Origin of the sequence: Nocardia sp. NPDC057227, assembly GCF_042669725.1 — a bacterium.
Lineage (GTDB): Bacteria > Actinomycetota > Actinomycetes > Mycobacteriales > Mycobacteriaceae > Nocardia > Nocardia asteroides_A.
On record NZ_JBHUXA010000003.1, the window covers coordinates 376,822 to 396,903 of the forward strand.

Genomic DNA, 20,082 nt, shown 5'->3' on the forward strand with positions numbered 1-20,082 from the left:
CCGGCGGCCAAGATCGATTCCGCACCGGATCGGGCGCTCGATGGTGCACAATGCACCGGTGGGATCGGCGGTCGGCTCGGGTGTACGGCAACCTTCGGCACGCGCGCGGGAGTTGATCCGACAGGGAGCCGAAGTCGCGCTCACCGTTCAGCCGGACTGGCTCGAGGAGCTGCACTCCGCCACCCTCGCCGCCGACGGCATCCGCCCCTACGCCGAGAACCCCCTGCTCATGGCCGCGGTGCGCCGGGTGAACCGGGCCAACATGCTGCACTGGACCACCGCGAACATCCGCGATCCCGGCGCCCCCGTCCCCGTGGCGCTGGACCGGGAGCAGCTCGACCTCGCCCGCGGCGCCGCCCGGCTCGGGCTCAACGAGTCGGCGCTGGAGGCGTACCGGGCGGGCCAGGCCGTCGCCTGGCAGCGCTGGATGGCCATCGTCTTCGAGATCACCTCGGACCCACAGGAACTCCAGGAGGTGCTGGAGGTGACCGCGGCCTCCATCGCCCGCTACATCGACGGCATCATCGAGGCGCTGATGACGGTGGTGTCGGTCGAGCGCGCCGCGCTGGACGAGGGCACCGACCCGGCGCGCCGCGAACTCGTCACCCGGCTCCTGAACGGCGACCAGGCCGACGTCGCCGACGCGGGAAGCAGCCTCGGCTACCCGCTGGACCGGCACCACACCGCGGCCATCGCCTGGACCGACGGCGCCGACCTGCCGGACGCCGAGGTCGCCGAGGCCTTCGCCCGCTCGGTCGGCGCGCCGGAGGTGCTCGCGGTGCCGCACTCCGCCGCCACGCTGTGGCTGTGGGCGCCGGGGCCGTCGGTGCCGGACCCGGCCATCCTCAGCGCCGCACTGGACCAGCTGCCCGGGGTGCGGATCGCCGTCGGCTCACGGGCTTTCGGGCTGGACGGGTTCCGGCGCGGGCACCGGGACGCGCTCACCACCCAGCGGGTGCTGGCCAGGCTCCCCGACCGCAGGCTCGCGGATTTCGCCGCGGTGCAGCTGACCGCGTTGCTCGCGGAGAACACCGAGCAGGCGGCGCGGTTCGTGCAGCAGACGCTGGGTAGCTTCGCCGACGCGAGCCGCGAGCTGCGCGACTCGGTGCTCACCTTCGTCCAGGAGCAGTGCAATGCCTCGCGGGCGGCGACCCGGCTCTACACGCACCGGAACACGCTGCTGCGCAGGCTCGCCCGCGCCGACGAGCTGCTCCCCCGGCCGCTCGCCTCGAACTCGGTGCACGTAGCCGTGGCGCTCGAGCTGCTGCTCTGGCACGGGGTCGGCCGCCCGCCGGGCTGAGCCCGCCTGCCCGGCTGAGCTGCCAGCCAAGCTGAGCCCAAAGGCTGAGCCGTACGCCGGGCTGAGCCGTCCGCCTAGCTGAGCCGTACGCCGGGCTGAGCCGTCCGCCTAGCTGAGCCGTCCGCCGGGCCGAGCTTGCCCGCCCGGCTCGGCGTCGTCGCTCGACTGCCCGCCGCCGCGCAGCAGTTACGCGCGGCCCACCGGCTCCTGCGGGGCGGCGCTGCGCGCGAGCGCGTTCGGCCACCAGATGCGCGGCCCGATGATCGCGAAGAGCGCCGGGATCACCACCGTGCGCACCAGGAAGGTGTCGAGCAGAATGCCGATGCCGACCACGATCCCGAGCTGGGTCAGGGTGATCAGCGGCAGCACCCCGAGCACGCAGAACACCGCGGCGAGCACCACACCCGCGCTGGTGATCACCGCACCGGTGGCGGAGACCGCGCGCACCATCCCGTCGGTGGTCCCGTGCTCCGGCGTCTCCTCCTGCGCCCGCGTCACCAGGAAAATGGTGTAGTCCACGCCCAGCGCCACCAGGAAGAGCAGCGCGAACAGCGGCGTGTTGGTGTCGAAGGCCGGGAACCCGAACACGTGAATGCTGAGCAGACTGCCGACCCCGAGCGCGGCCAGCGCACTGAGCACCGTCACCGCCACCAGCAGCACCGCGGCGGGCACCGCGCGCAGCAGCGCGAGCAGCACCAGGAAGACCACCGCCAGGATCAGCGGAATGACCACCTTCTGATCGCGCTGCGCGGCATCCCTGACATCCAGCGCCTCGGCGTCACTGCCGCCGACCAGCGGCTCCGCGCCGGGGATCTCGGCGACCGCGGCCCGCAAACGCTCGACCGTCGCGAACGCCTCGTCCGAGGCGGGCGCGGCCTCCAGCACCACGCTCCAGCGCCGGAGTCCGGTGTCGGAATCCCCCGCAGCGGTCACCCGGTCGACGCCGTCGACACCTTCCAGCGCGCCCTGCACCGCGTCACCGGCCGAGGCCCGCGCGACCACCGTGGTCGGATCGGCCGCGCCGGAGGGGAAGTGCTCGGCGAGCGCGTCGAACCCGTCCACCGACTCCGCACTGACCCGGAACTGCTCGGTCTGCGAGAGCCCGACCTGCGCACCGAGCAGCGCCAGCGCGCAGAGCACGAGCGCGGTGAGCGAGGTCGCGGCGACCAGCACCGGCTTGCGCACCACCCCGGCGGCCACCCGGTGCCAAAGCCCCTCGGTCGCACTGTCCCGCTCGTCCACCTGCGGCACGAAGGGCCAGAACACCTTGCGCCCGCAGAGCGCGAGCGCGGGCGGAAGCGCACCGAGCACGAAGACCGCCGCCACGACCAGCCCGGCGGCGGCGAGCGCGCCGAGGCTGCGGGTGTTCGGCAGCACCGCGAGCAACAGCACGAGCAGCGCGAGCACCACGGTGGCATTGCTGGCCAGGATGGCCGGTCCCGCGCGACGCACCGCGAGGCGCAGCGCCTCCCGGTGATCGGCGTGCCGGTGCAGTTCGTCTCGATAGCGGGAGACCAGCAGCAGCGCGTAGTTGGTGCCCGCACCGAAGACCAGCACGCTGGTGATGCCGGAGGTCGACCCGTCGAAGCTGAGCCCGGTGAGCTCGGCCAGCCCGGTGCCGACCGAGGTAGCCACCCGATCGGCCAGCCCGACCACGAGCAGCGGAACCAGCCAGAGCACCGGCGACCGGTAGGTGGCGATCAGCAGGATCGCGACCACCAGCGCGGTCACCCCGAGCAGCGTCACATTGGCGCCGGAGAAGGAGTCGGCGATATCGGCGCCGAAGGCGGGGCCGCCGGTGACCTGCACGGTCAGGTCTCGGGGCAGGCCGTCCTTGGCGGCCGTGCGCAGCTCGGCGACGGCGTCGGTGAGCGCGAAGCCGTTGAGCGCGGCGTCCACCGACACCTGGCCGAGCGCCGCCGCACCGTCCGGGGCGGGGATGATCGGCGCCGCCGGGCCGTCCGCCCGCACCACGCTCGTGCCGCGCATGCGATCGAGCGCCGCATTCGCCGCCGCCAGGTCGGCGTCGGTCAGTCTGCCGTCGTCCGTCCTGGTCACGACGGCGATGGCGGCGGCGACGTCGGCCCCGGGGAACTCGTCGAGCGCGGCCGCCGCCCGCGCCGACTCGGCACTGTCCGGCAGCGAGTTCGGCGCCTGCCCCGCCGAGTCGTTCGAGCCGATCAGCCCGATCGCGGCGATGCCGGCCAGCAGCAGCGCCACCAGCAGCAACCATGACTTCTTCGCGGAAACCACGGCCGCGTACCGGTCCCAGAAACGCACGTCGCCACTCTTTCAGAAAATTAACTGTTAAGCAACGTAACGACCTCGGTCACCAGGTGAGCACCGGCTTGACCACCGCGCCCGCGCGCTGCGCCGCCAACGCGGCCTCGATCTCGGCGTACGGGAACGTGGTAACCAGCCGCTCCAGCGGCAAACGTCCTTCGCGCTGCCAGCGCAGCAGCCGCGGAATGAAGACCTGCGGAATCGAGTCGCCCTCCAGGCAGCCGCGGATCGACTTGCCGTTCAGCACCAGGTCGCCCAGGTCGACCGGCGGCACGCCCTGCCCGAGCCCGACCGCGACCACCGTCGCGCCGGTCGCCAGCGCCGCCACCGCGCCGCCGAGCACCGCCGGGACGCCGGTGGTCTCCAGCGCGTGCGTGGCGCCGCCACCGGTCAGCTCGCGGATCGCCGGCGGGATATCGGCCTCGGCGGGGTCGAGCGCCGCCACCGCGCCGAGCTCCAGCGCCAGCGCGCGCCGAGCGGCGGAGGTCTCCACCACGGTCACCGCGACGTCGTCCAGCGCACGGGCCGCCAGCAGCGCGGCCATCCCGACCGCACCCGCGCCGTAGATCACCAGCTGCGCGCCCGGGGCGGGGGTGAGCACGTTCAGCACCGCGCCCGCGCCGGTCTGGAAGCCGCACCCGAGCGGGGCGGCCAGCGCGAGGTCGGTGTCCGGCGCGACAACGACGGTGTTGTCCTCGGTGGCCAGCGCGTACCCGGCCAGGCTCGACTGCCCGAAGAAGCCGTCCAGCACCGGTGCGCCGTCCAGCGTCACCCGCGGCCCGCCGTCGGCGCGGCGGCCGAAGTTGTTCAGCGCGGTCGCCTTGCGGCAGTAGGCCGGGCGGTCGGCGAGGCAGTTCCGGCAGCGGCCGCAGTGCCGGAAGGTGAGCACGACGCTGTCTCCGGGGCGCACATCGGTCACCGCGGCCCCGACCGCCTCGACAATGCCCGCCCCCTCGTGGCCGAGCAGCACCGGCCGGTCGGCCGCACCCGCCGCACGCGAGATCAGATCGGTGTGGCACACCCCCGACGCGACGATCCGCACCAGAATCTCGGTCCCCACCGGCGCATCGACCTGCACCTGCGCCAGCTCGAACGGCGCGCGCGGGTCGCGCGAGAGCAGCGCGCTGGTCTTCACACCCGCTCCAGCAGGAAGTAGAAGAACTGCCCGTCGGCAAGCACCAGCTCCGGCCGACCGTTCATGATCCCCATGAGGGTGCGGTCGTCCAGCCACTTGAAGTGATCGAACACCGCGCGACCGTCGTAAACCATGGTCGCCGTGGTCTCCCCGCGGAACTCGATGTTCCACAGCGTCGCCTCGCCCCCGCCCAGCTCCACATCGGAGAAGAGCGACCCGTCCTCGGCCCGGCAGATCAGCGGCTTCGCATCGTCCAGCGCATCGAACGTCTTCCCGTACCAGCGGCTCTTCGGCAGCGCCCGGCACAGCGGGTGCCCGGTCTGAAAAGCATCGCCCTTCCACGCGCCGAGAATGTCTTCCGCGCGTGCGGGCTTCAGCCGCCCCCAGAGCTCGTCCAGCTCGGCCGGCGCAACCCCACCGCTCTCCGCCCGCAACTGATGCCACCGTGCTTCGCTCATCAGCCCATCCTCCATTTCCAGAACCGATTGGTTCGGAAACCAGCGTAGAGCCGAACCGGACGGTTCGGCAAGATAGGATCTCGGGATGCGCGCAGCAGGCCACGCCACCCGGGAACGCATCCTCACCGCCGCACGCGCGGAATTCGCGCGACACGGCGTAGCGGGGGCGAGAATCAACCGGATCGCCGCCGACGCGCACGCCAGCAAGGACCGGCTCTACGCGTATTTCCCGGGGAAGACCGAGCTGTACGCGGCCGTCACCGAGCAGTGGGCGACCGAGACCACGACCAGCACCGCTTTGCGTGCTGAAGACCTGCCCGGGTACGCAGGTCGGCTCTTCGATCACTTCGTCGCGCATCCCGACGACGCGCGGTTGCAGGCATGGGCCGATCTGGAGGCGCTGGATCCGCGGGTCGAGGCGGTGCTGCGGCGGGCGACCATGTCCAAGCTGGAGGAGGTGCGGCGGGGTCAGCGCGACGGGCTCGTCACCGCCGACTTCACCCCCGTCGCGCTGCTGCGCATGCTCACGGATCTCACCCGTACCGCCGCGACGCACGCGGTTCAGGCGCGGAAGGCGGACGATGCCGTCGAGCGTCAGCGGTCGGCTGTCATCCTCGCCGTGCGCCGCCTGGTCGCACCGTAGCCGACCTCGAGCCGCAGCCGCGGGTGCTTGACCCCCACACCGCCAGGCACCTACCATCCCCCCGACGGCTGGTCCCGCTCCGTTCACGGCAATTCACCTCTCGCACCCCGACTGCGTTACGTAGTTGCAGGTTTAGTGGACAGCGACCATGGCTAGCTTGTACGGGGCTTCCTGGTTCACCCGATCGAAACTGCTCGACCTCTCGCTGATGCACTCCTGATCGATTACTCGTTCCGGACGGCATCGCGCGCAAGTCAGATCGTTCGTCGAAAGGACTGAGGGACTGTGCATTACATGGATTCGAGCTCGGCCGCCCTTTCACCCGGCGGCAGGTGGTGACCGGCGCGATGGAAATCCTCGAACTGACCGACGACTTCTACCAGGATCCACATGCGACCTACCGGGAGCTGCGTAAGCGCGGTCCCCTGCATCGAATTCGATTGAACGGTGTACTCGGCTGGTTGATCGTCGATCACGAGGTAGCCAAACAGGCCTTCGCGGAGCCGACCATCAGTAAACGCATCGGGTCGCCCGAGGGACAGGCCGTGCTGGCCAAAAACGGTGCGGCCGAGTTGTTCAACACCGCCATCAGCGACAACATGCTGTTCGCCGATCCACCACAGCACACCCGGCTGCGCCGTCTCGTGGTCAAGGCATTCTCGGGTCACGCCATCCGCGATCTCCAGCCGCGAATCACCGAGATCGCCGACACCCTGCTCGATGACATCAGCGCGCGAACGACCGTCGACCTCATCGACAGCTACGCATTCCAGTTGCCGACCGCGGTGATCTGTGAACTGCTCGGAGTCCCCGACGCCGACAAGGAAGAGTTCCGTGAGTGGACCGCCGTCGTCGTCAGCGACTCGGCCACGCTCGAGGAGCGCACCGCCGCCGGGATCAGCTACCTGACATACCTGACGAACTTGATCGCCGAACGCACCGAAGACCCCCGCGACGACCTGCTCTCCCAACTGATCATCGCGAAAGACCACGAAGACAGCCTGGACGAGCACGAACTCATCGCCATGCTGCTCCTGCTGTTGATAGCCGGGCACGAGACCACCGTCAATCTCATCGGCAACTCGGTACTGGAGCTACTCCGCGATCCGGCGACGGCCGAGCGGTTGCGCACCCACCCCGAAGAAATACCCGCTTATCTCGAGGAGATCCTGCGCTGTCACGGGTCGTTGCACATTGCGACGGCTCGCTACACCACCGCCCCGATCACACTGGGCGGTACCGATATCGACGCGGGCGAATTCATCCTGATCTCGCTCGCCGCCGCCAATCGCGACCCGGCGCGGTTCGCCGACCCGGACCGGATCGACCTCGACAGACCCGAAAGCCGGCACATCGCCTTCGGACACGGCATCCATCACTGTCTCGGCGCCACCCTGGCCCGCGTGGAGGCCACAACCGCGATCTCGCGACTGCTGGCCAGGTTCCCGGAGATATCGCTCGACGGGGATTTCAGCGATCTGACGTGGCGAGAGAGCGCCCTGATCCATGGCTTGACCAGCCTGCCGGTCCGACCGGCCGCACCCACTGAATCTCATCCCGCATCGAGCGCCGACGCGGACCGCCGCCCTTTGCTGGTCTGACCCCGCTCGTCTCTCAGGAGTACTGGCGGGCAGCCCCTTCCGCTGCCCGCCAGACCCTCAGAAATCGAGAATGTGCGGCAACCCGGCCCGATACCGATCCCGATCCAACGCCTTGGCCCCCTCGAACGCGGGCAGCGCCACCAGCGGAAAGACCTCGGCCCGCGGCTGCGGATCATCGGCCGCGTCCATGACGGCATTCGCCACCATCCGCCCGGACTCGTTCGCCCCCTCCATGGTCGCCAGGTCGATATGGCTGCGCACGTGGTCACCACCGAAGAATAGGTTCGGAATCGCGCAATACGCATTCGGCCGGTTGTCGTAGGAGCCGACGGTGTTCACCAGCAGCGGCGTCTCGTTGTAGGCCACACCGCCGGACCAGCTCACACCTGGATCGAGGTGCCAGGAGTGAATGTCCTCGTCCCGCAACCATCCGGTATTGGTGTTCAGCCACTCCTTCAATTGCGCCCACACCTCGATCGAGATCTCCTCGGCGGAGCACTGTTTCGCGGTGCGACCGAAGACGATGCCGGGCGAATCCCAATCCGAGATGTCCACCGAGAGGCATTCGACGGCGGACCCGTCGCCGTAGCGGGTGGGGAAGTCGCCGACCCACATAGGCGCCTGGCGCAGCGCGGTGAGCGCCCAGGGCGAGCCGAGCGCGGCGATGTGCCCCTCCGGCATGCCGGTGGTGCGGCGCAGGAAGTACTGGATGCCGACCATCCAGTCGGTGAGCAGCTGACTCATGCCGCCGAGCCGCGGGTCGGCGTCCAGGATGTCGCCGGTGAGCAGCGGGACGATGCGGTCCACCGGGATCGCGCAGACGTAGTAGTCGGCCTCGACGGTCCGGCCGCCGACCGTCGCCGAGCTGATGACCCCGTTGTTCAGTTTCAAACGGGTCAGCTTCTGCCCGAGCACGAACTGCACCCCGCGCGACATGAGGTAGGCGACCCACGGGTCGATCCAGGCTTCGTTGGTGGGCCGGTTCAGGATCCGGTCCACCCCGCCGGAGAACTGCGGGACGGTACCGGTGGCGGCCAGGACCAGCGCTTCGCCGATGGTGCCGATGGTGCGCGCCGAACTCAGGTGCGGCTTGGCCGCGACAGTGATCCGGGTCAGCGCGCTCACCAGGTACTCCCGGTAGGCGTGCGACTTCCCGTCGGCGCGCATGATCTGCTGCCAGGTGACGTACTCCCACTGCCCGAACCGGCGCTCCTCGCAGGAGCTGAACCACATCGTCATCTGCTTGCCGAAGAAGGCCAGCTCGTGCGGCGGCAGCTCGGGCAGGAAGCTGAACGCGCCGATCATGGTGTTGGCGAGCAGTTCGGGGGTGAGCTGGTCCAGCGAGCCGAGCTCGATCGGGGCGAAGAGCGGCGGTCTGCCGCGGAAACCGGCGACGGTGCCCTCGACCCGGATCAGGTTGTCCCGCACGCCGTTCGGATTGCCGGGGAACGGGATGCGCGCCATGGTGTCCGGGACGTTCTGGTAGCAGCCGGGGAAGAAGCGGAACCCGTGCTCGCCGGGCAGATCCATCCGGCCGCCATGCCCGGTACCGGGCACACCCATGCTGCGCGCCTTGCCGCCCAGGTAGGCGGGTTCGTACACGGTGACCTGGTAGCCGCGCTCGACCAGTTCGTGCGCGGCCGAGAGCCCAGCCATGCCGCCGCCGAAGACCGCGACGGAGCGGCCGCCGGTGTGTAGCGCCGGGCTGCGTAGCGCGGGGCTCGCCTGGGCGGGACCGGCCAGGGCCGAGCCCGCGGCGACGACGGCGCCCGCGGCTAGCGCGCCGCGCAGCACGTCGCGGCGGGGGACGGTGGTGGAGGGGCGGGGCTCCGGCGACGGCACTGTCGCGGGCATGTCAGGCATGGTCGTCTCCTGGCGAGGACGGGGTGAGCGCGGGTTCGGTGGGTCGGGACGGGGATGGCGATCGGCGGTGTGCCCGGCGAAGGATGTCGCGGGCCTCGGCGAGCTCGGCGACGGTGTCGCGCGCGGTGCGCGCGATGTCGGCGAGGACCGGGAGTGGGTCGGCGCGTGCATTCCAGAGCGCCCGCAGCGCAAGCTTTCCCGCACGCTGCGGGGTGTAGAAGGAGCTGGGGTCGACGGTGCGGGAGAAGATCGCGATGACGGTCTCGGAGATCGCCGGGTCGGTGTCGGCGGCCCGGTAGAGCGCGTGCTCCAGCGGGCTGATGGTCTCGCCGCGGGCGAGCTTGTTGGTCCACTGGTAGATGTCGACGCAGTCGCGCACCCGGGTCTGCTCCCAGTCGCGCAGCGCGCGGTCCAGCCGCTGCGGGTGGTCGAGCACCGGGGCGGCGGCCTCGCCGAGCAGCCTGCCGTAGCGCAGCGCGTCCCGGATGCCCTGTGCCGTCACGGGATCCTTGAAGTGCCCCGCGTCGCCGGGGAGCGCCCAGCCCGGGCCGCTGGAGTGGCGGAAGTAGGAGGCGATGTCGGTCGCCGAGCGCACCCGGCCCACCTTCGTGCAGCCGTGCAGCCGCTCCACCAGCTCCGGGATGTTCTCGATGGCCGCGGCGTAGCGGGCCTCCGCCGCGCCGACCCCCGCGCGCTCGCCGGTGGCGGCGGGCTGCACCAGGCAGAGCAGCAGGCCGTCGTCGCAGGGGAAGGCGGTGCCGAGGTCGCTGCCGGTGCGCCACTGCGCGGCGATGTGCCGCCAGTCGTCCCTGGTGTCCTTCCAGTAGGCGTAGTAGCAGTCGCGGCCGCTCGGCCGCCGCGCGAACGGCTCCTCGACGCCGGCCAGCCGGGCGACCGTGCTGCGTCGGCCGTCCGCCCCGATCACCAGCGTCGCGCGCAGTTCGGTTTCGGCGCCGTCGGCGTCGATGTACCGGACGCCTGCGCAGCGCTCGCCGTCCCAGAGCAGGTCGGTGACCCGGCAGCGCTCGCGCAGCTCCACCCCCGCGACGACGGCGGTGCGCAGCAGCGCGTCGTCCAGCCCGGTCCGGCGCACACACATGGCGTAGTCGATCTCGCCGACCGCGGGGAAGCGCGACGCCACCTTGTAGCCGGCGATCGCCGCCATGGCGTGCGTGAGCTTCGGCGCGCCGATCGCGGCGACGGCGTCGAGCGCGCCGAGGCGCTCGATCTCGGCCAGCCCGGAGGGCCAGAGCAGGTGCGTGGAGAGCGTGTCCGACGGGAAGCGGGCGGCATCGATGGCGACGACCCGGCGGCCTGCCTTCGCCAGCGTCAGCGCGGCCGCGCTGCCCGCGCAGCGGGCGCCGACGACCACGACGTCCGCGCGGTCGATGGTCGTCACGGATGGAGCAGGCATGGGACCGCCTCGACGCTGAGATCACCCGGTCAGCGGCCCTTTTCGGGGTCGGTCACCAAGTCTCGGACACTATGTCCGATAAGGGTGAGGGTCAGGCGGGAAAAAGTCAACGACGGCGCGCGGAGGGGCAGAATGGAGCCCATGCGCGAATCGAACCGACGGATGACGAGCCCGGCGTGCCCTCGCTGACCCGCGTACCCCGCACCGCTCGGAAGGGTACCGACGACCGGCGCGCGGAGTTCGAACAGCGTGTCCTCGCCGCGGTGGAGGAGTTGCTGGCCGACGGCACGCCGTTCACCGAGATCGCGGTGCAGCGGATCGCCACCGCCTCCGGCTCGGCCCGCTCCACCTTCTACCGCTACTTCCCGGACAAGAGCAGCCTGCTGATCCGCATGGCGGAGCTGGCCACCGCCGACCTCTTCGCCGCCGCCGAGCAGTGGTGGAGTTCCGCGCACACCGACAAGCAGGACGGCGTCATCCGTGCCATGCGGGCGATGATTACCGGTTTTCGCCAACATCGTTATCTGCTGCTCGCGCTGAACGAACTCGCTGCTTACGACCGGGATGTCCGCGAGTACTGGCACACCAGGCTCGCGCTCTTCATGGAGATGGTGCGGACCCGGCTCGACGCCGATCGTGCCGCCGGCCGGATCAGCGCGGCGATCGATCCGGCGGCCACCGCGATCGTGCTGACCTCGATGGTCGAGCGTTCGATCACCGTCACCTTCGGCGCGCCGACCGGGGTGGGCGACGAGGCGCTGGCCGAGGCGCTCGGCCGCGGTATCTGGTTCACCGTCTACGGAGACGCGCCGGGGCGCTGATCCGCCCGGTAGCTTCGGGCCATGGACCGCGGACCGGCTTGGGCTTGGTCTCTCGCGTGCAGCGAGTTGGAGATACCGCTACCTCGGCGGTGGGCGCACACCCGAGGGGTGGCGGCTGCCGCGACAGCCCTCGCCGACAGGCTCGACTGCGACGGTGACCTACTGGTCGCGTCCGCCGTTCTGCACGACATCGGATACGCGCCGCGGATCGCGGTGACCGGCTTCCACCCGCTCGACGGTGCTCGCTTCCTGCGCGATGAGCATCGTGCCGGCGACAGCATGGTGCGCTTGGTCGCCAACCACTCGTGCGCGCTCCTCGAAGCCGAGGAACGCGGGCTGAGCAACGAACTGGCGTCCGAGTTCCCCGCGCCCGACGACGAGCTTCTCGCCGACGCGCTGATCTACTGCGACATGACCACCACACCCGACGGCACGACGACAACTCCGGCCGAACGGATAGGCGAGATCGTGGGACGGTACGGCCTCGATTCAATCGTGGGTCGCTTCATCCGGCGCGCCGAGCCGACGATTCTCGCGGCGGCCGCTCGAATCGACAGCGCGCTGTCGGCTCAGCCCAGAAACGGGTAGTTGCCGGACAGGTAGTCACCGATCTGCTTGCGCATGCTCTGATGGATGTCGTACCCCTCCAGGTCGCGAGGAGCCACGAATGTCACGCCGTCGGCTTCGTCGTTGATCGTCGGTTCTCCCGACAGTCGTCGCCCGATGTAGGTGTTCTCGTACTGCTGGCGCACTTCGCCGTCGGTATAGGCGACGATGTGGCTCGGGTCGCTGTATACGCCGAGAAAGCCAGTGATCTCGGCGGTGATTCCGGTTTCCTCCCGGCATTCGCGGATCGCGCACTCGGCGGCGGTCTCGCCGAAATCCATCGCGCCGCCCGGCAGCGCCCACTGCCCGGTGTCCCGTCGGCGCTGCAGCAGAATGGCTCCCGCTCCATCGATCACCAGGAGGTTGCACGCCACCACGAGCGAATTCGGCTCGGGTGCCTGCGGGTCATAGTAGTACTCGATTCTGCCCATAGTGGCCCTCTCGTCACGGTGTCCAGGGCCGTGCTTCACCCCAGATGGCATCGAAGCTCTCGATGTAGTTGTCGAACCACCCGGCATCGTCGACACGCCTCAGTTGGAATGCCGGATTGGCGCTGGCGGGCTGCCCCCAGATGTGCGGATTGACGATCACGTTGTCGTCGTAGCGGAACAGCGAGTTGTACAGGGTGGTGTCGTGCAGGCGGATCTCACAATGGTCCCCGCCCAGCAGCGGGCGGTAGTAGGTCAGCGAGGCTCGGACCTTCGCGGACAACGTATCGCCGATGCCTTCCTCCCTGCCGCGAAGGGCGACGGCCTCGCCCACGGGGTCTCCGAAGCACAGCCGGACCTTGGTTCCCTGTCCGGCTCGTTCGGCGAGCATCTTCACCACCTGCGGGTTCGACTGCACCACGAAGGTTCCCGAGAACACAAGCACGTCGATCCGCTCGGTCGCTTCGCGGAGCAGCGACAGCCACACATCACGCGGTACCTCGGCCCGGTTCGCGTATGTGGCGACCAATTCGAGGTTCTTCGGAACCGGCGGAGTCTCCGGAACCGGTGGCCACAGGAACTCCGCTTCGACCCGGAGATGGCCCGCGACGAGGTGCCGATGCCGCGGATGCGGTACGCGGCCACCGAGCCACCGCGCGACCGTCTTCGGATCCACCTGACACACCTCAGCCAGCAATTCGGGCCGAATTCCCCTCTGGTGCAGCACGGTCTGAAGGCGGACGTTCACGGTCTCCATGGAAGCCGACGTACCGGTGATCGGCAAGGCAATCGCGGGTAGGACGCGGGGAACGTCCCGGGGACGTCCTTTCGGCACGGCCCGAACGCGGTTACGGGGTCCGGTGCCGCCTCGGCACCATGAACCCTCGACCGAGAAACACCGAGGGGGCGACGTGATCGAAGAAGTCACCGGCATTCGCAGGATTCGAATGCTCTACTTGCAACTGCTCTACCGCTGCAATTTCGAATGCGGCCACTGCTTCCACGGCGAGCGCCTGCGGTACCAGGACGCCTTTACCTCCGTGCAAGCGTCCAACCTCATGCGGCTCATGCGGCATGAGCACGGGATCGAGGCTGTGACGCTGCTCGGTGGTGAGCCTTTCGTCTACAGGGACCTGGCGCGGGTCGTCCGGTATGCGAAGCACGACCTCGGCCTGGCGGTCGAGATCTGCACCAACGGCTATCGCATCGCACCGCGCCTGCGGGAAATCGCGTCGTGCGTCGACCTGCTGCGCGTCTCGCTGGAGGGAATCGGCGACACCAATGACCATGTCCGCCAGGCCGGGAGCTATACCGCCGCACTGGAAAGTCTCGCTCTCGCGCGTGACCTGGGCGTGCCGACCGGGGTCACGATGACGGTAAATCGGTACAACATCGGGGAGGTGATCGAGCTGGCTCGCATTCTGGAATCGCTGGGGGTCGCCCAGCTCAAACTGCATCGGCTGCGCCCGATCGGCAATGCGGCCGCACGCCCCGAGATGGTGGTGCGTGATTCGACGGAATACTCCGTGATGCGCGAGAAGCTGCGGCGAGCGGTGCTGAATATCGAGGTCGTCCTGGATGACGACCTTGCCGAAGGAAGCAGTTCGAGCTGCGCGGCCCCGGCTCCGCGCCGCGAAATCGACCGGATCGAGGTGGATCCGCGAGGTGCGCTCACAATGTCGTGCAAAGCAGTCGGCACCGATGCTCAAGCCTTCTGGTACGAGAAGGACGGTGATCGGATCGTCCACCGGCCGGGACCCGACGACGAGGTGCTGGTCGGCATTCCCGATGTGGTGTACCGCCATGCATAGACTCCTGCCGTTCGAGAGCATCGAAGGGCTGCCCGGCACCGGGAAATCAACGATCGCGCCGTTGCTTGCGCACGCCCGCGGAGCCGTCCTCGTTCCGACCGTCCCGCACTTCTATCAACCGTTGCGTAGAGAGCTGGATGCCGGGGCCAACGTGAACGCGAGGATGTGCTTCTTCCTCTCCGCGCTGTTCACCGCTGCCGACCAGATTCGTCGCTACCTCGACGCCGGGGTACCCGTGGTGGTCGAGAGCTATTTCGCCCGCTGTCTGAGCACACACCGCGTGTATGGAGCCGATGTCGACGTGATTCTGCCCCCTGACCTGCCGCGCCCCGTCTCCTACCAGCTCGTCTGCGAACCGCATGAACGACGCAAGCGGTTGGCCGGCCGCGCGAGGCCGACAACACGGTGGGACACCCTCGCGGAGCAGAACGCGGACCACCTCGCCGCCGCCTACCACGAATTCCCCGCTCATCGGATCGAGACGACCGCACGCCACCCCGAAAGAATCGTGCAGGCGATTCTCGGCCTGAACGCGATCGGGGCTGAACATGCCCAGCGCTAGCCTGTGGGAGCACACCCTGACCTTCTTCCCGCAATTCCTGCGTGCGGTTGCCGATGAGTGCCCACCAGGAGCGGTCGTCACCGTGGTCGGAGCGAGCGACGGCAAATTCGTACTGCCGCTGGCGAGCGTTGGTCACCGGGTGGTTGCCATCGACAGTGATCAGGTGGCACTGAACGGCGGCGAAGTGCTGCTACCGCAATCGGGCGTGACCTACGCGCCCGGATTGGTAGAGCGCTTGGCTGACGTCGGCCTGACCCCGCTGGTTCGGGTGGTCTGCGCCGACTTCCTGGACACCGAACCCGCCGACCTGACCGCGGACGCGGTCTGGACGAGTTGCTCGTGGCATTACAGCGCGAACCACGAACGGCCCCTGGGGGACTTCGTCAGCCGGATGCAACAGGTCGTTCGTCCGGGCGGGGTGTTCGGCGCGGAGTTCATGATGCCGTTCGAATACCGCCACGAGTACGTTGAGCACTACACCACCCCGGACCGGCTGACGAAGTATTTCGACCCCGACCGATGGACGGTCCTGCTGCGGTTGCAGACCGACATATTCACTGAACTTGCGCACGTCGGCCGGTTGCACGAACACCGACACCGGATGGGGTTGCTCATTGCCAAGAGGCACCCCGAGGAGCAAGAGGAAGGCGGGACGCGGCGGCGATGAAACACGAGTACGAAGCCAAATTTCTCACCGTGGACGTCGATGCCGTACGGCAAGCGCTGGTCGACCTCGGCGCGACGCAATCTTTCCCACGAACGCTGCTGACCCGCAGAATTTTCGAGGACGACGCCCTGGAACGCGGTGCCTGGATCCGGCTGCGCGACGAAGGATCGCGTTCGACGCTGACCCTCAAGCGGGTAACCGACGCCACCTCCATCGACGGAACCACCGAGATCGAGACAACCGTGGGCGACCCGCACGCGATAGCCGAAATTCTCACCGCGCTCGGCTCGCGCCAGGTTCGATACCAGGAGAATTACCGCGAGGAATGGCAGCTCGGCGACCTTGTGTTCGACTTCGACACCTGGCCGGACCTACCGACATTCCTCGAGATCGAGGGCCCGAGCGAGGACGCCGTGCGTTCAGCCGCCGCACGGCTGGAGCTGGACTACGGAAAGGCCAGGTTCGGCAGCGTGGACGAGATCTATCGGAGCGAGGCCGGCCGGGACATCCTGATCGAACCGACCCTGTTGTTCGAGACGGCGTCGCCTACGGCGCGTCCAGGCGGCGCACAGCGAGAATGACAGCCGCTCGCTGACGCTCGACGGCGTCGTCTGCTTTCCGTGCTCGACCCGCGGATCCAACGCCTCCAGATCAGCCGACGCCTGCAACCTCGCGTCGTCGGGATACGCGAGGATCGACCTGGCGACCATGGAGGGGGTCAACGAGTCGGGGCGGATGGTGGCGAACGCCGTCATGGACGCGGCCGATGATCCGCAGCCGCAGGCCGACGTCTTCCCGCGTTCGAGGGGGCCAAGGCGTTGGATCGGGATCGGTACCGGGCCGGGTCGCCGCACATTCTCGATTTCTGAGGGGTCCGGCGGGCAGCGGTAGGCGCTGCCCTGGTTCCGACCGCAGGCGCAGGGCGAGACCCTGGGTTACTACCCTCCGGCCGCTCGTCGGCGGCGACGCCACCACGGGCGCTTCGTCGCCTCGGGCGGGGCCGGCGCAACCGGTTTCGAGACTGCGCGGGCCGCCCGCCGCTGCTCCTCGCGCTCGCGCCGCCACTCCGCGACCACCGCCTCGATGTCAACGGTGGACACCGGCACCACCGGTCCGGACGGAATCCGGAGGTATTCGACGATCCGCCGGTTCAGCGCGGCGACCTCGGCGCGCACCTGCTCCTCGGTGGTGCAGTCGCGTACCGTCGCCCCGATTCGCTCGGCATCGCGGCGCAGCAGCAGTGGGGTGGGCAGCATGAGGCCGGTGTCCACGCCCTCGCGCTGCAGGTAGCCGCGCAGCCAGGCATCTTCCTGCATCGAAGCCCCAGCGCCGGGGATCGGCTTTCCGGAGCCGCGCAGGTTCCGGAGCTCCCCGCGCTCCTCCGCCTCCCTGACCTGCTTGTCCACCCAGGACTCGAAGCTCTGCCGCGCCGGTTTCCGCCCCGCGCTCCCGTCTGCGCCCATGCGTCCAGGGTACGAAGGCTGTCGTCCGAACGACCGACGCCGCGAATTCGCCGCACACGGCACGATCGGACGGCATGGAGCAAGCCGCGATCGTCACGCCGGGCAGGCGCATCGCCGCCTGGTCGCTGGACTTCGGTGTCGTCGTCCTGCTGACCGCCGCGCTCGGCTGGCTGACGCAGTATCGGATCGGCGACTACCTCTCCGATTGGCCGTCGCTCGGGGCAGGCGGCGCCTGGGAGCTGATGGGGTCGGAGGGTGACGTCACCGCGGCGGGGGTCGAGATCGGCTCCGGTGTGGTCGGCGAGCTGATGTCGCTGGTGACGCAGGGTTTTCTGGCATTGATCGTGCTCACCGGGCTGGTGCGCTTCGGCACGCTCGCCTGGATCGGGCACAGCGCGGGCGGGGCGCTGGCCGAGGTCAGGACGGTCGCGCACGGGCCCGACCCGCTGCTCTCGCGCGGCCGGGCGGCCAGGTACGCGATCAGCACCACGCTGAAGGACGTCGGGCTGTACGCGGCCGCCTGTATTGCCCTCGTGCACGGCGCCTTCGCGCTCTCGGTGGTGCTCTGGGCGCTGGCCGTCGCCGTCCTGATCGCCGACGCGGTCCCCGCCCTGCGCCCCGGCGGCCGCAGCCTCTGCGACCGGCTCAGCGGCACCGCCCCGACCCGCGCCCGGCTCTACCGCCGGGCCCTCGACCAGAGCGCCCACCTGCGCCGCGCCGGTATCGACGCTACCCAGCAGGCAGTCGCCGCCGGCCGCCGAATCGCGTCTTCCGAGACCGCCGAGCAGGCAAAGGAGGCCGCTTCCGAGCGGGCTCGGCAGGCCAAGGCGACCTCGCGCCGGATTGCCGCCGACGTGACCCGCCGGGTCGAGAGCAGCGACCACGCCAGGCAGGCCGCCGCGACCGGCAAACGCCTCGCGACCGATCTCGCCTCCTCGGAACGCGCCCGCCAGGCGAAAGCCGCCGGTCGGCGCCTCGGCGACCGCCTGCGCGGCACCCGCCCCTGATCCGACCGGACGGCGCCACCCACGCGGCTCGCGCCGCCGACCGAACCCGGCGGCTGCACAACGACCGCGCGGCTCGAACCAGGCACCCTCACACCGGCTCAGGAACCCCCTCCGGCTCGAGCACATCGGCGGACGGCTCCGCCGCGTAGAGCCCTTCGATCTCCGCGGCGTACTTCTCCGCGATCACCCGCCGCTTGAGCTTCAGGGTCAGGGTGAGCTCGTCCCCACCCGCCTCCCAGAACACCGGAAGCACCCGGAACCGCCGAACCTGCTCCACCCGAGCCAGCTTCGCGTTCCCGGCGGCGATACCCGCGGCGATCGCCGCGCGAACCCCGGCATCGGCGGCAAGCGCGGAAGCGGAGGCATCGGCCAACCCGTGCTGCCCGGCGTAGCGCGGCGCCGTCTCGGCATCGAGCACCACCAGCGCGGTGTTGTACGGCCGTCCGTCCCCGATCGCCGCCACGACCCCGATCAGCGGCGTCGCCGCCTTGAGCGTGTTCTCGATCGCGGTGGGCGACATGTTCTTCCCGGAGGCGTTGATGATGAGCTCCTTCTTCCGGTCGACCACCCGCAGGAACCCGTCGTCGTCGATGGTCACTACGTCGCCGGTGTGCAGCCACCCGTCGGCGTCGATCGCTTCGGCCGTCTTCGCGGGCTCCCCGCGGTACCCCTTCATCACCAGCGGCCCGCGGACCAGCAACTCCCCATCGGTGGCGACCCGAGCCTCCATACCGGGCAGCAGCGTGCCGACACTCCCCAGCTTGGCATCGTCGGGATGGCTGACGCTGCAGATGCAGGCCAGCTCGGACATGCCCCAGATCTCCGCGATCGGGATGCCGAGCCCGGCGAAGAAGCCGAGCGTCTCCGGCGGGATGGGCGCGGCGCCGGACATGGCCCAGCGCACCCGGTCCAGCCCGAGCTTGGCGCGCAGCGGGCCGAGCACGAGCGCATCGGCGCGCTGCCACTCGACGGCCAGCTCCTCGGGCACCGGCGCGCCTGCCAGTTGCCTGGCGCTGCGCCGCGCGGCGACGTCGAGCGCCCAGCGCAGCCCGGTGCGCTTCTGCTCGTCCGGCTCGGCCGAGACGGCGAACTCCACCGCGGCGCGCAACTTCTCCCAGACCCGGGGCACCGCGCCCCAGATGGTGGGCCGCAGCTCGGCGAGCGCGGGCGCGATGCCGGTGGGGTCGGCGACGCAGGTGACCTGGGTGCCGAAGACCTCCTGGAAGTAGAGCGCGGTGAGCCGGTCGGCGATGTGCGCGGTCGGCATGTAGGAGGTGATGGTGTCGCCGAACCGGATACCGAGCACCTCGGCCACCGCGTAGGACTCGAAGAGCAGCGCGGCGTGCGTGGTCTCCACGCCCTTGGGGTTGCCGGTGGTACCCGAGGTGTAGATGAGCGTGGCGACGTCGTCCGGGCGGACGGCCCGCCAGGCGGCGTCGAAGTCGAAGGCCGGGTCGCCGCCCGCGATCAGCTCGGCGACCCCGACGGTGCCGTCCGGCGCCCCGTCGACGCAGACGATGTGGTTCAGCTCGGCGCCGCTGGCCCGCAGCCGCGGCACGTACTGCGGCTCGCAGATCACCACGCGCGCACCGGAATTGCCGAGCACGTGGGCCAGCTGCTCGGGCGCGAGCGTGTTGTAGACCGAGAACGAGGTGGCGCCGAGGTGCTGCGCGCCGACCTCCAGCGGATAGAACTCCACCCGGTTGCCCATCATGAGCGCGACGGTGTCGCCCCTGCGCACGCCGAGCGCGGCGAGCCCGGCGGCGACCGCGCGCACCTCGGCGGCGTAGTCGCGCCAGGTCAGCGTCGTGGTGTCGCCGGGGGTGCGCAGGGCGATGTCGTCCGGTGCGCGGGCCGCGGTGTGCTGGAAGGCGGCGACCAGGGTGTCGAAGCGGGGGCGATCGGTGGTTCGGGTCACATCGGACAAAGTACATCGCAACACAATGCATTGCAATGTTGCATTCGGCGGACGGCCGACGACCGCGGCCGGATCGCACCGGCCGCGGTCGCGGGTGCAGGA

General features: G+C 69.8%; 19 protein-coding genes and 1 pseudogene. 11 read left to right on the forward strand and 9 right to left on the reverse strand.

What is annotated here, in order from left to right:
- Positions 1-112 precede the first annotated feature (112 nt).
- Positions 113-1,300, forward strand: a complete 1,188-nt coding sequence (locus ACFUJ1_RS07625) for a PucR family transcriptional regulator (RefSeq protein ID WP_378643685.1) — start codon at positions 113-115, stop codon at positions 1,298-1,300.
- A 186-nt stretch (positions 1,301-1,486) separates the two neighbouring features.
- Here the strand turns inward: ACFUJ1_RS07625 and ACFUJ1_RS07630 are convergent, their stop codons facing one another.
- The 3 genes from ACFUJ1_RS07630 to ACFUJ1_RS07640 are packed head-to-tail and all read right to left on the reverse strand — an operon-like array spanning position 1,487 to position 5,176.
- Complete coding sequence (locus ACFUJ1_RS07630) at positions 1,487-3,580, reverse strand: MMPL family transporter (RefSeq protein ID WP_378643687.1); 2,094 nt, start codon at positions 3,578-3,580, stop codon at positions 1,487-1,489.
- Between the two features lie 49 nt (positions 3,581-3,629).
- Entirely contained in the window at positions 3,630-4,718 is a 1,089-nt protein-coding gene (locus ACFUJ1_RS07635) for an NAD(P)-dependent alcohol dehydrogenase (protein ID WP_378643689.1), read from the reverse strand.
- Positions 4,715-5,176, reverse strand: coding sequence for a DUF4334 domain-containing protein (locus ACFUJ1_RS07640; RefSeq protein ID WP_378643690.1), 462 nt, complete (start codon positions 5,174-5,176; stop codon positions 4,715-4,717). The genes ACFUJ1_RS07635 and ACFUJ1_RS07640 overlap by 4 nt, the downstream gene beginning before the upstream one ends.
- Positions 5,177-5,261: 85 nt before the next feature.
- On the opposite strand from ACFUJ1_RS07640, the gene ACFUJ1_RS07645 reads away from it, so the two are divergent.
- Both ACFUJ1_RS07645 and ACFUJ1_RS07650 read left to right on the forward strand, forming a co-directional pair.
- Positions 5,262-5,819 (forward strand): TetR family transcriptional regulator, encoded by a 558-nt coding sequence (locus tag ACFUJ1_RS07645; RefSeq protein ID WP_378643692.1) that lies wholly within the window; start codon positions 5,262-5,264, stop codon positions 5,817-5,819.
- A 335-nt stretch (positions 5,820-6,154) separates the two neighbouring features.
- Positions 6,155-7,420 carry a cytochrome P450 gene (locus ACFUJ1_RS07650; RefSeq protein WP_378643693.1) on the forward strand — a complete coding sequence of 422 codons (1,266 nt, stop codon included), beginning with the start codon at positions 6,155-6,157 and terminating at the stop codon, positions 7,418-7,420.
- 57 nt (positions 7,421-7,477) lie between these two features.
- Here the strand turns inward: ACFUJ1_RS07650 and ACFUJ1_RS07655 are convergent, their stop codons facing one another.
- Together ACFUJ1_RS07655 and ACFUJ1_RS07660 are read right to left on the reverse strand one after the other, a co-directional pair.
- Positions 7,478-9,274, reverse strand: a complete 1,797-nt coding sequence (locus ACFUJ1_RS07655) for an FAD-dependent oxidoreductase (RefSeq protein WP_378643695.1) — start codon at positions 9,272-9,274, stop codon at positions 7,478-7,480.
- 1 nt (position 9,275) lies between these two features.
- Positions 9,276-10,697 carry an NAD(P)/FAD-dependent oxidoreductase gene (locus ACFUJ1_RS07660; protein ID WP_378643697.1) on the reverse strand — a complete coding sequence of 474 codons (1,422 nt, stop codon included), beginning with the start codon at positions 10,695-10,697 and terminating at the stop codon, positions 9,276-9,278.
- Between the two features lie 176 nt (positions 10,698-10,873).
- Between ACFUJ1_RS07660 and ACFUJ1_RS07665 the strand changes: the two genes are divergently transcribed.
- Positions 10,874-11,518: a TetR/AcrR family transcriptional regulator gene (locus ACFUJ1_RS07665; protein ID WP_378643698.1), complete on the forward strand. Its 645-nt coding sequence runs from the start codon at positions 10,874-10,876 to the stop codon at positions 11,516-11,518.
- A 21-nt stretch (positions 11,519-11,539) separates the two neighbouring features.
- On the forward strand, positions 11,540-12,106 hold the full coding sequence (locus tag ACFUJ1_RS07670) for an HD domain-containing protein (RefSeq protein WP_378643700.1): 567 nt from the start codon (positions 11,540-11,542) through the stop codon (positions 12,104-12,106).
- On the opposite strand, the gene ACFUJ1_RS07675 is transcribed toward ACFUJ1_RS07670, so the two are convergent.
- The gene (locus ACFUJ1_RS07675; protein ID WP_378643701.1) at positions 12,088-12,555 is read right to left on the reverse strand and encodes an NUDIX hydrolase; all 468 of its coding nucleotides are present in this window, start codon (positions 12,553-12,555) and stop codon (positions 12,088-12,090) included. The two genes, ACFUJ1_RS07670 and ACFUJ1_RS07675, sit on opposite strands and share 19 nt — an antisense overlap.
- Positions 12,556-12,568: 13 nt before the next feature.
- Positions 12,569-13,309 carry an XRE family transcriptional regulator gene (locus tag ACFUJ1_RS07680; RefSeq protein WP_378643703.1) on the reverse strand — a complete coding sequence of 247 codons (741 nt, stop codon included), beginning with the start codon at positions 13,307-13,309 and terminating at the stop codon, positions 12,569-12,571.
- 154 nt (positions 13,310-13,463) lie between these two features.
- On the opposite strand from ACFUJ1_RS07680, the gene ACFUJ1_RS07685 reads away from it, so the two are divergent.
- The 5 genes and pseudogenes from ACFUJ1_RS07685 to ACFUJ1_RS07705 all read left to right on the forward strand — a co-directional run.
- A complete protein-coding gene (locus ACFUJ1_RS07685) occupies positions 13,464-14,363 on the forward strand; it encodes a radical SAM protein (RefSeq protein WP_378643704.1) in 900 nt (299 codons plus the stop codon).
- Positions 14,356-14,925 carry a hypothetical protein gene (locus ACFUJ1_RS07690; protein ID WP_378643706.1) on the forward strand — a complete coding sequence of 190 codons (570 nt, stop codon included), beginning with the start codon at positions 14,356-14,358 and terminating at the stop codon, positions 14,923-14,925. The genes ACFUJ1_RS07685 and ACFUJ1_RS07690 overlap by 8 nt, the downstream gene beginning before the upstream one ends.
- Positions 14,912-15,592 carry a class I SAM-dependent methyltransferase gene (locus tag ACFUJ1_RS07695; protein ID WP_378643708.1) on the forward strand — a complete coding sequence of 227 codons (681 nt, stop codon included), beginning with the start codon at positions 14,912-14,914 and terminating at the stop codon, positions 15,590-15,592. Before ACFUJ1_RS07690 ends, ACFUJ1_RS07695 begins: the two co-directional genes overlap by 14 nt.
- A complete protein-coding gene (locus tag ACFUJ1_RS07700; protein ID WP_378643710.1) occupies positions 15,589-16,173 on the forward strand; it encodes a class IV adenylate cyclase in 585 nt (194 codons plus the stop codon). Before ACFUJ1_RS07695 ends, ACFUJ1_RS07700 begins: the two co-directional genes overlap by 4 nt.
- A gap of 112 nt (positions 16,174-16,285) precedes the next feature.
- Positions 16,286-16,461 (forward strand): annotated as a pseudogene (locus tag ACFUJ1_RS07705) (FAD-dependent oxidoreductase); the annotation flags it as partial.
- 69 nt (positions 16,462-16,530) lie between these two features.
- Here ACFUJ1_RS07705 and ACFUJ1_RS07710 read toward each other — a convergent pair.
- A complete protein-coding gene (locus ACFUJ1_RS07710; protein WP_378643712.1) occupies positions 16,531-17,055 on the reverse strand; it encodes a DUF1992 domain-containing protein in 525 nt (174 codons plus the stop codon).
- 74 nt (positions 17,056-17,129) lie between these two features.
- Between ACFUJ1_RS07710 and ACFUJ1_RS07715 the strand changes: the two genes are divergently transcribed.
- Positions 17,130-18,062, forward strand: a complete 933-nt coding sequence (locus ACFUJ1_RS07715) for a hypothetical protein (protein ID WP_378643713.1) — start codon at positions 17,130-17,132, stop codon at positions 18,060-18,062.
- Positions 18,063-18,150: 88 nt separating this feature from the next.
- On the opposite strand, the gene fadD11 is transcribed toward ACFUJ1_RS07715, so the two are convergent.
- Positions 18,151-19,980, reverse strand: coding sequence for a fatty acid--CoA ligase FadD11 (gene fadD11, locus ACFUJ1_RS07720; RefSeq protein ID WP_378643715.1), 1,830 nt, complete (start codon positions 19,978-19,980; stop codon positions 18,151-18,153).
- Between the last annotated feature and the right edge of the window lie 102 nt (positions 19,981-20,082).

Bases quoted from the DNA above. Each gene is read 5' to 3' on its own strand.
- ACFUJ1_RS07710 (WP_378643712.1), bottom strand. From the start codon at position 17,055: ATGGGCGCAGACGGGAGCGCGGGGCGGAAACCGGCGCGGCAGAGCTTC.
- ACFUJ1_RS07670 (WP_378643700.1), top strand. From the start codon at position 11,540: ATGGACCGCGGACCGGCTTGGGCTTGGTCTCTCGCGTGCAGCGAGTTG.
- ACFUJ1_RS07715 (WP_378643713.1), top strand. From the start codon at position 17,130: ATGGAGCAAGCCGCGATCGTCACGCCGGGCAGGCGCATCGCCGCCTGG.
- ACFUJ1_RS07660 (WP_378643697.1), bottom strand. From the start codon at position 10,697: ATGCCTGCTCCATCCGTGACGACCATCGACCGCGCGGACGTCGTGGTC.
- ACFUJ1_RS07695 (WP_378643708.1), top strand. From the start codon at position 14,912: ATGCCCAGCGCTAGCCTGTGGGAGCACACCCTGACCTTCTTCCCGCAA.
- ACFUJ1_RS07675 (WP_378643701.1), bottom strand. From the start codon at position 12,555: ATGGGCAGAATCGAGTACTACTATGACCCGCAGGCACCCGAGCCGAAT.
- ACFUJ1_RS07640 (WP_378643690.1), bottom strand. From the start codon at position 5,176: ATGAGCGAAGCACGGTGGCATCAGTTGCGGGCGGAGAGCGGTGGGGTT.
- ACFUJ1_RS07700 (WP_378643710.1), top strand. From the start codon at position 15,589: ATGAAACACGAGTACGAAGCCAAATTTCTCACCGTGGACGTCGATGCC.
- ACFUJ1_RS07690 (WP_378643706.1), top strand. From the start codon at position 14,356: ATGCATAGACTCCTGCCGTTCGAGAGCATCGAAGGGCTGCCCGGCACC.
- ACFUJ1_RS07645 (WP_378643692.1), top strand. From the start codon at position 5,262: ATGCGCGCAGCAGGCCACGCCACCCGGGAACGCATCCTCACCGCCGCA.
- ACFUJ1_RS07655 (WP_378643695.1), bottom strand. From the start codon at position 9,274: ATGCCCGCGACAGTGCCGTCGCCGGAGCCCCGCCCCTCCACCACCGTC.
- ACFUJ1_RS07680 (WP_378643703.1), bottom strand. From the start codon at position 13,309: ATGGAGACCGTGAACGTCCGCCTTCAGACCGTGCTGCACCAGAGGGGA.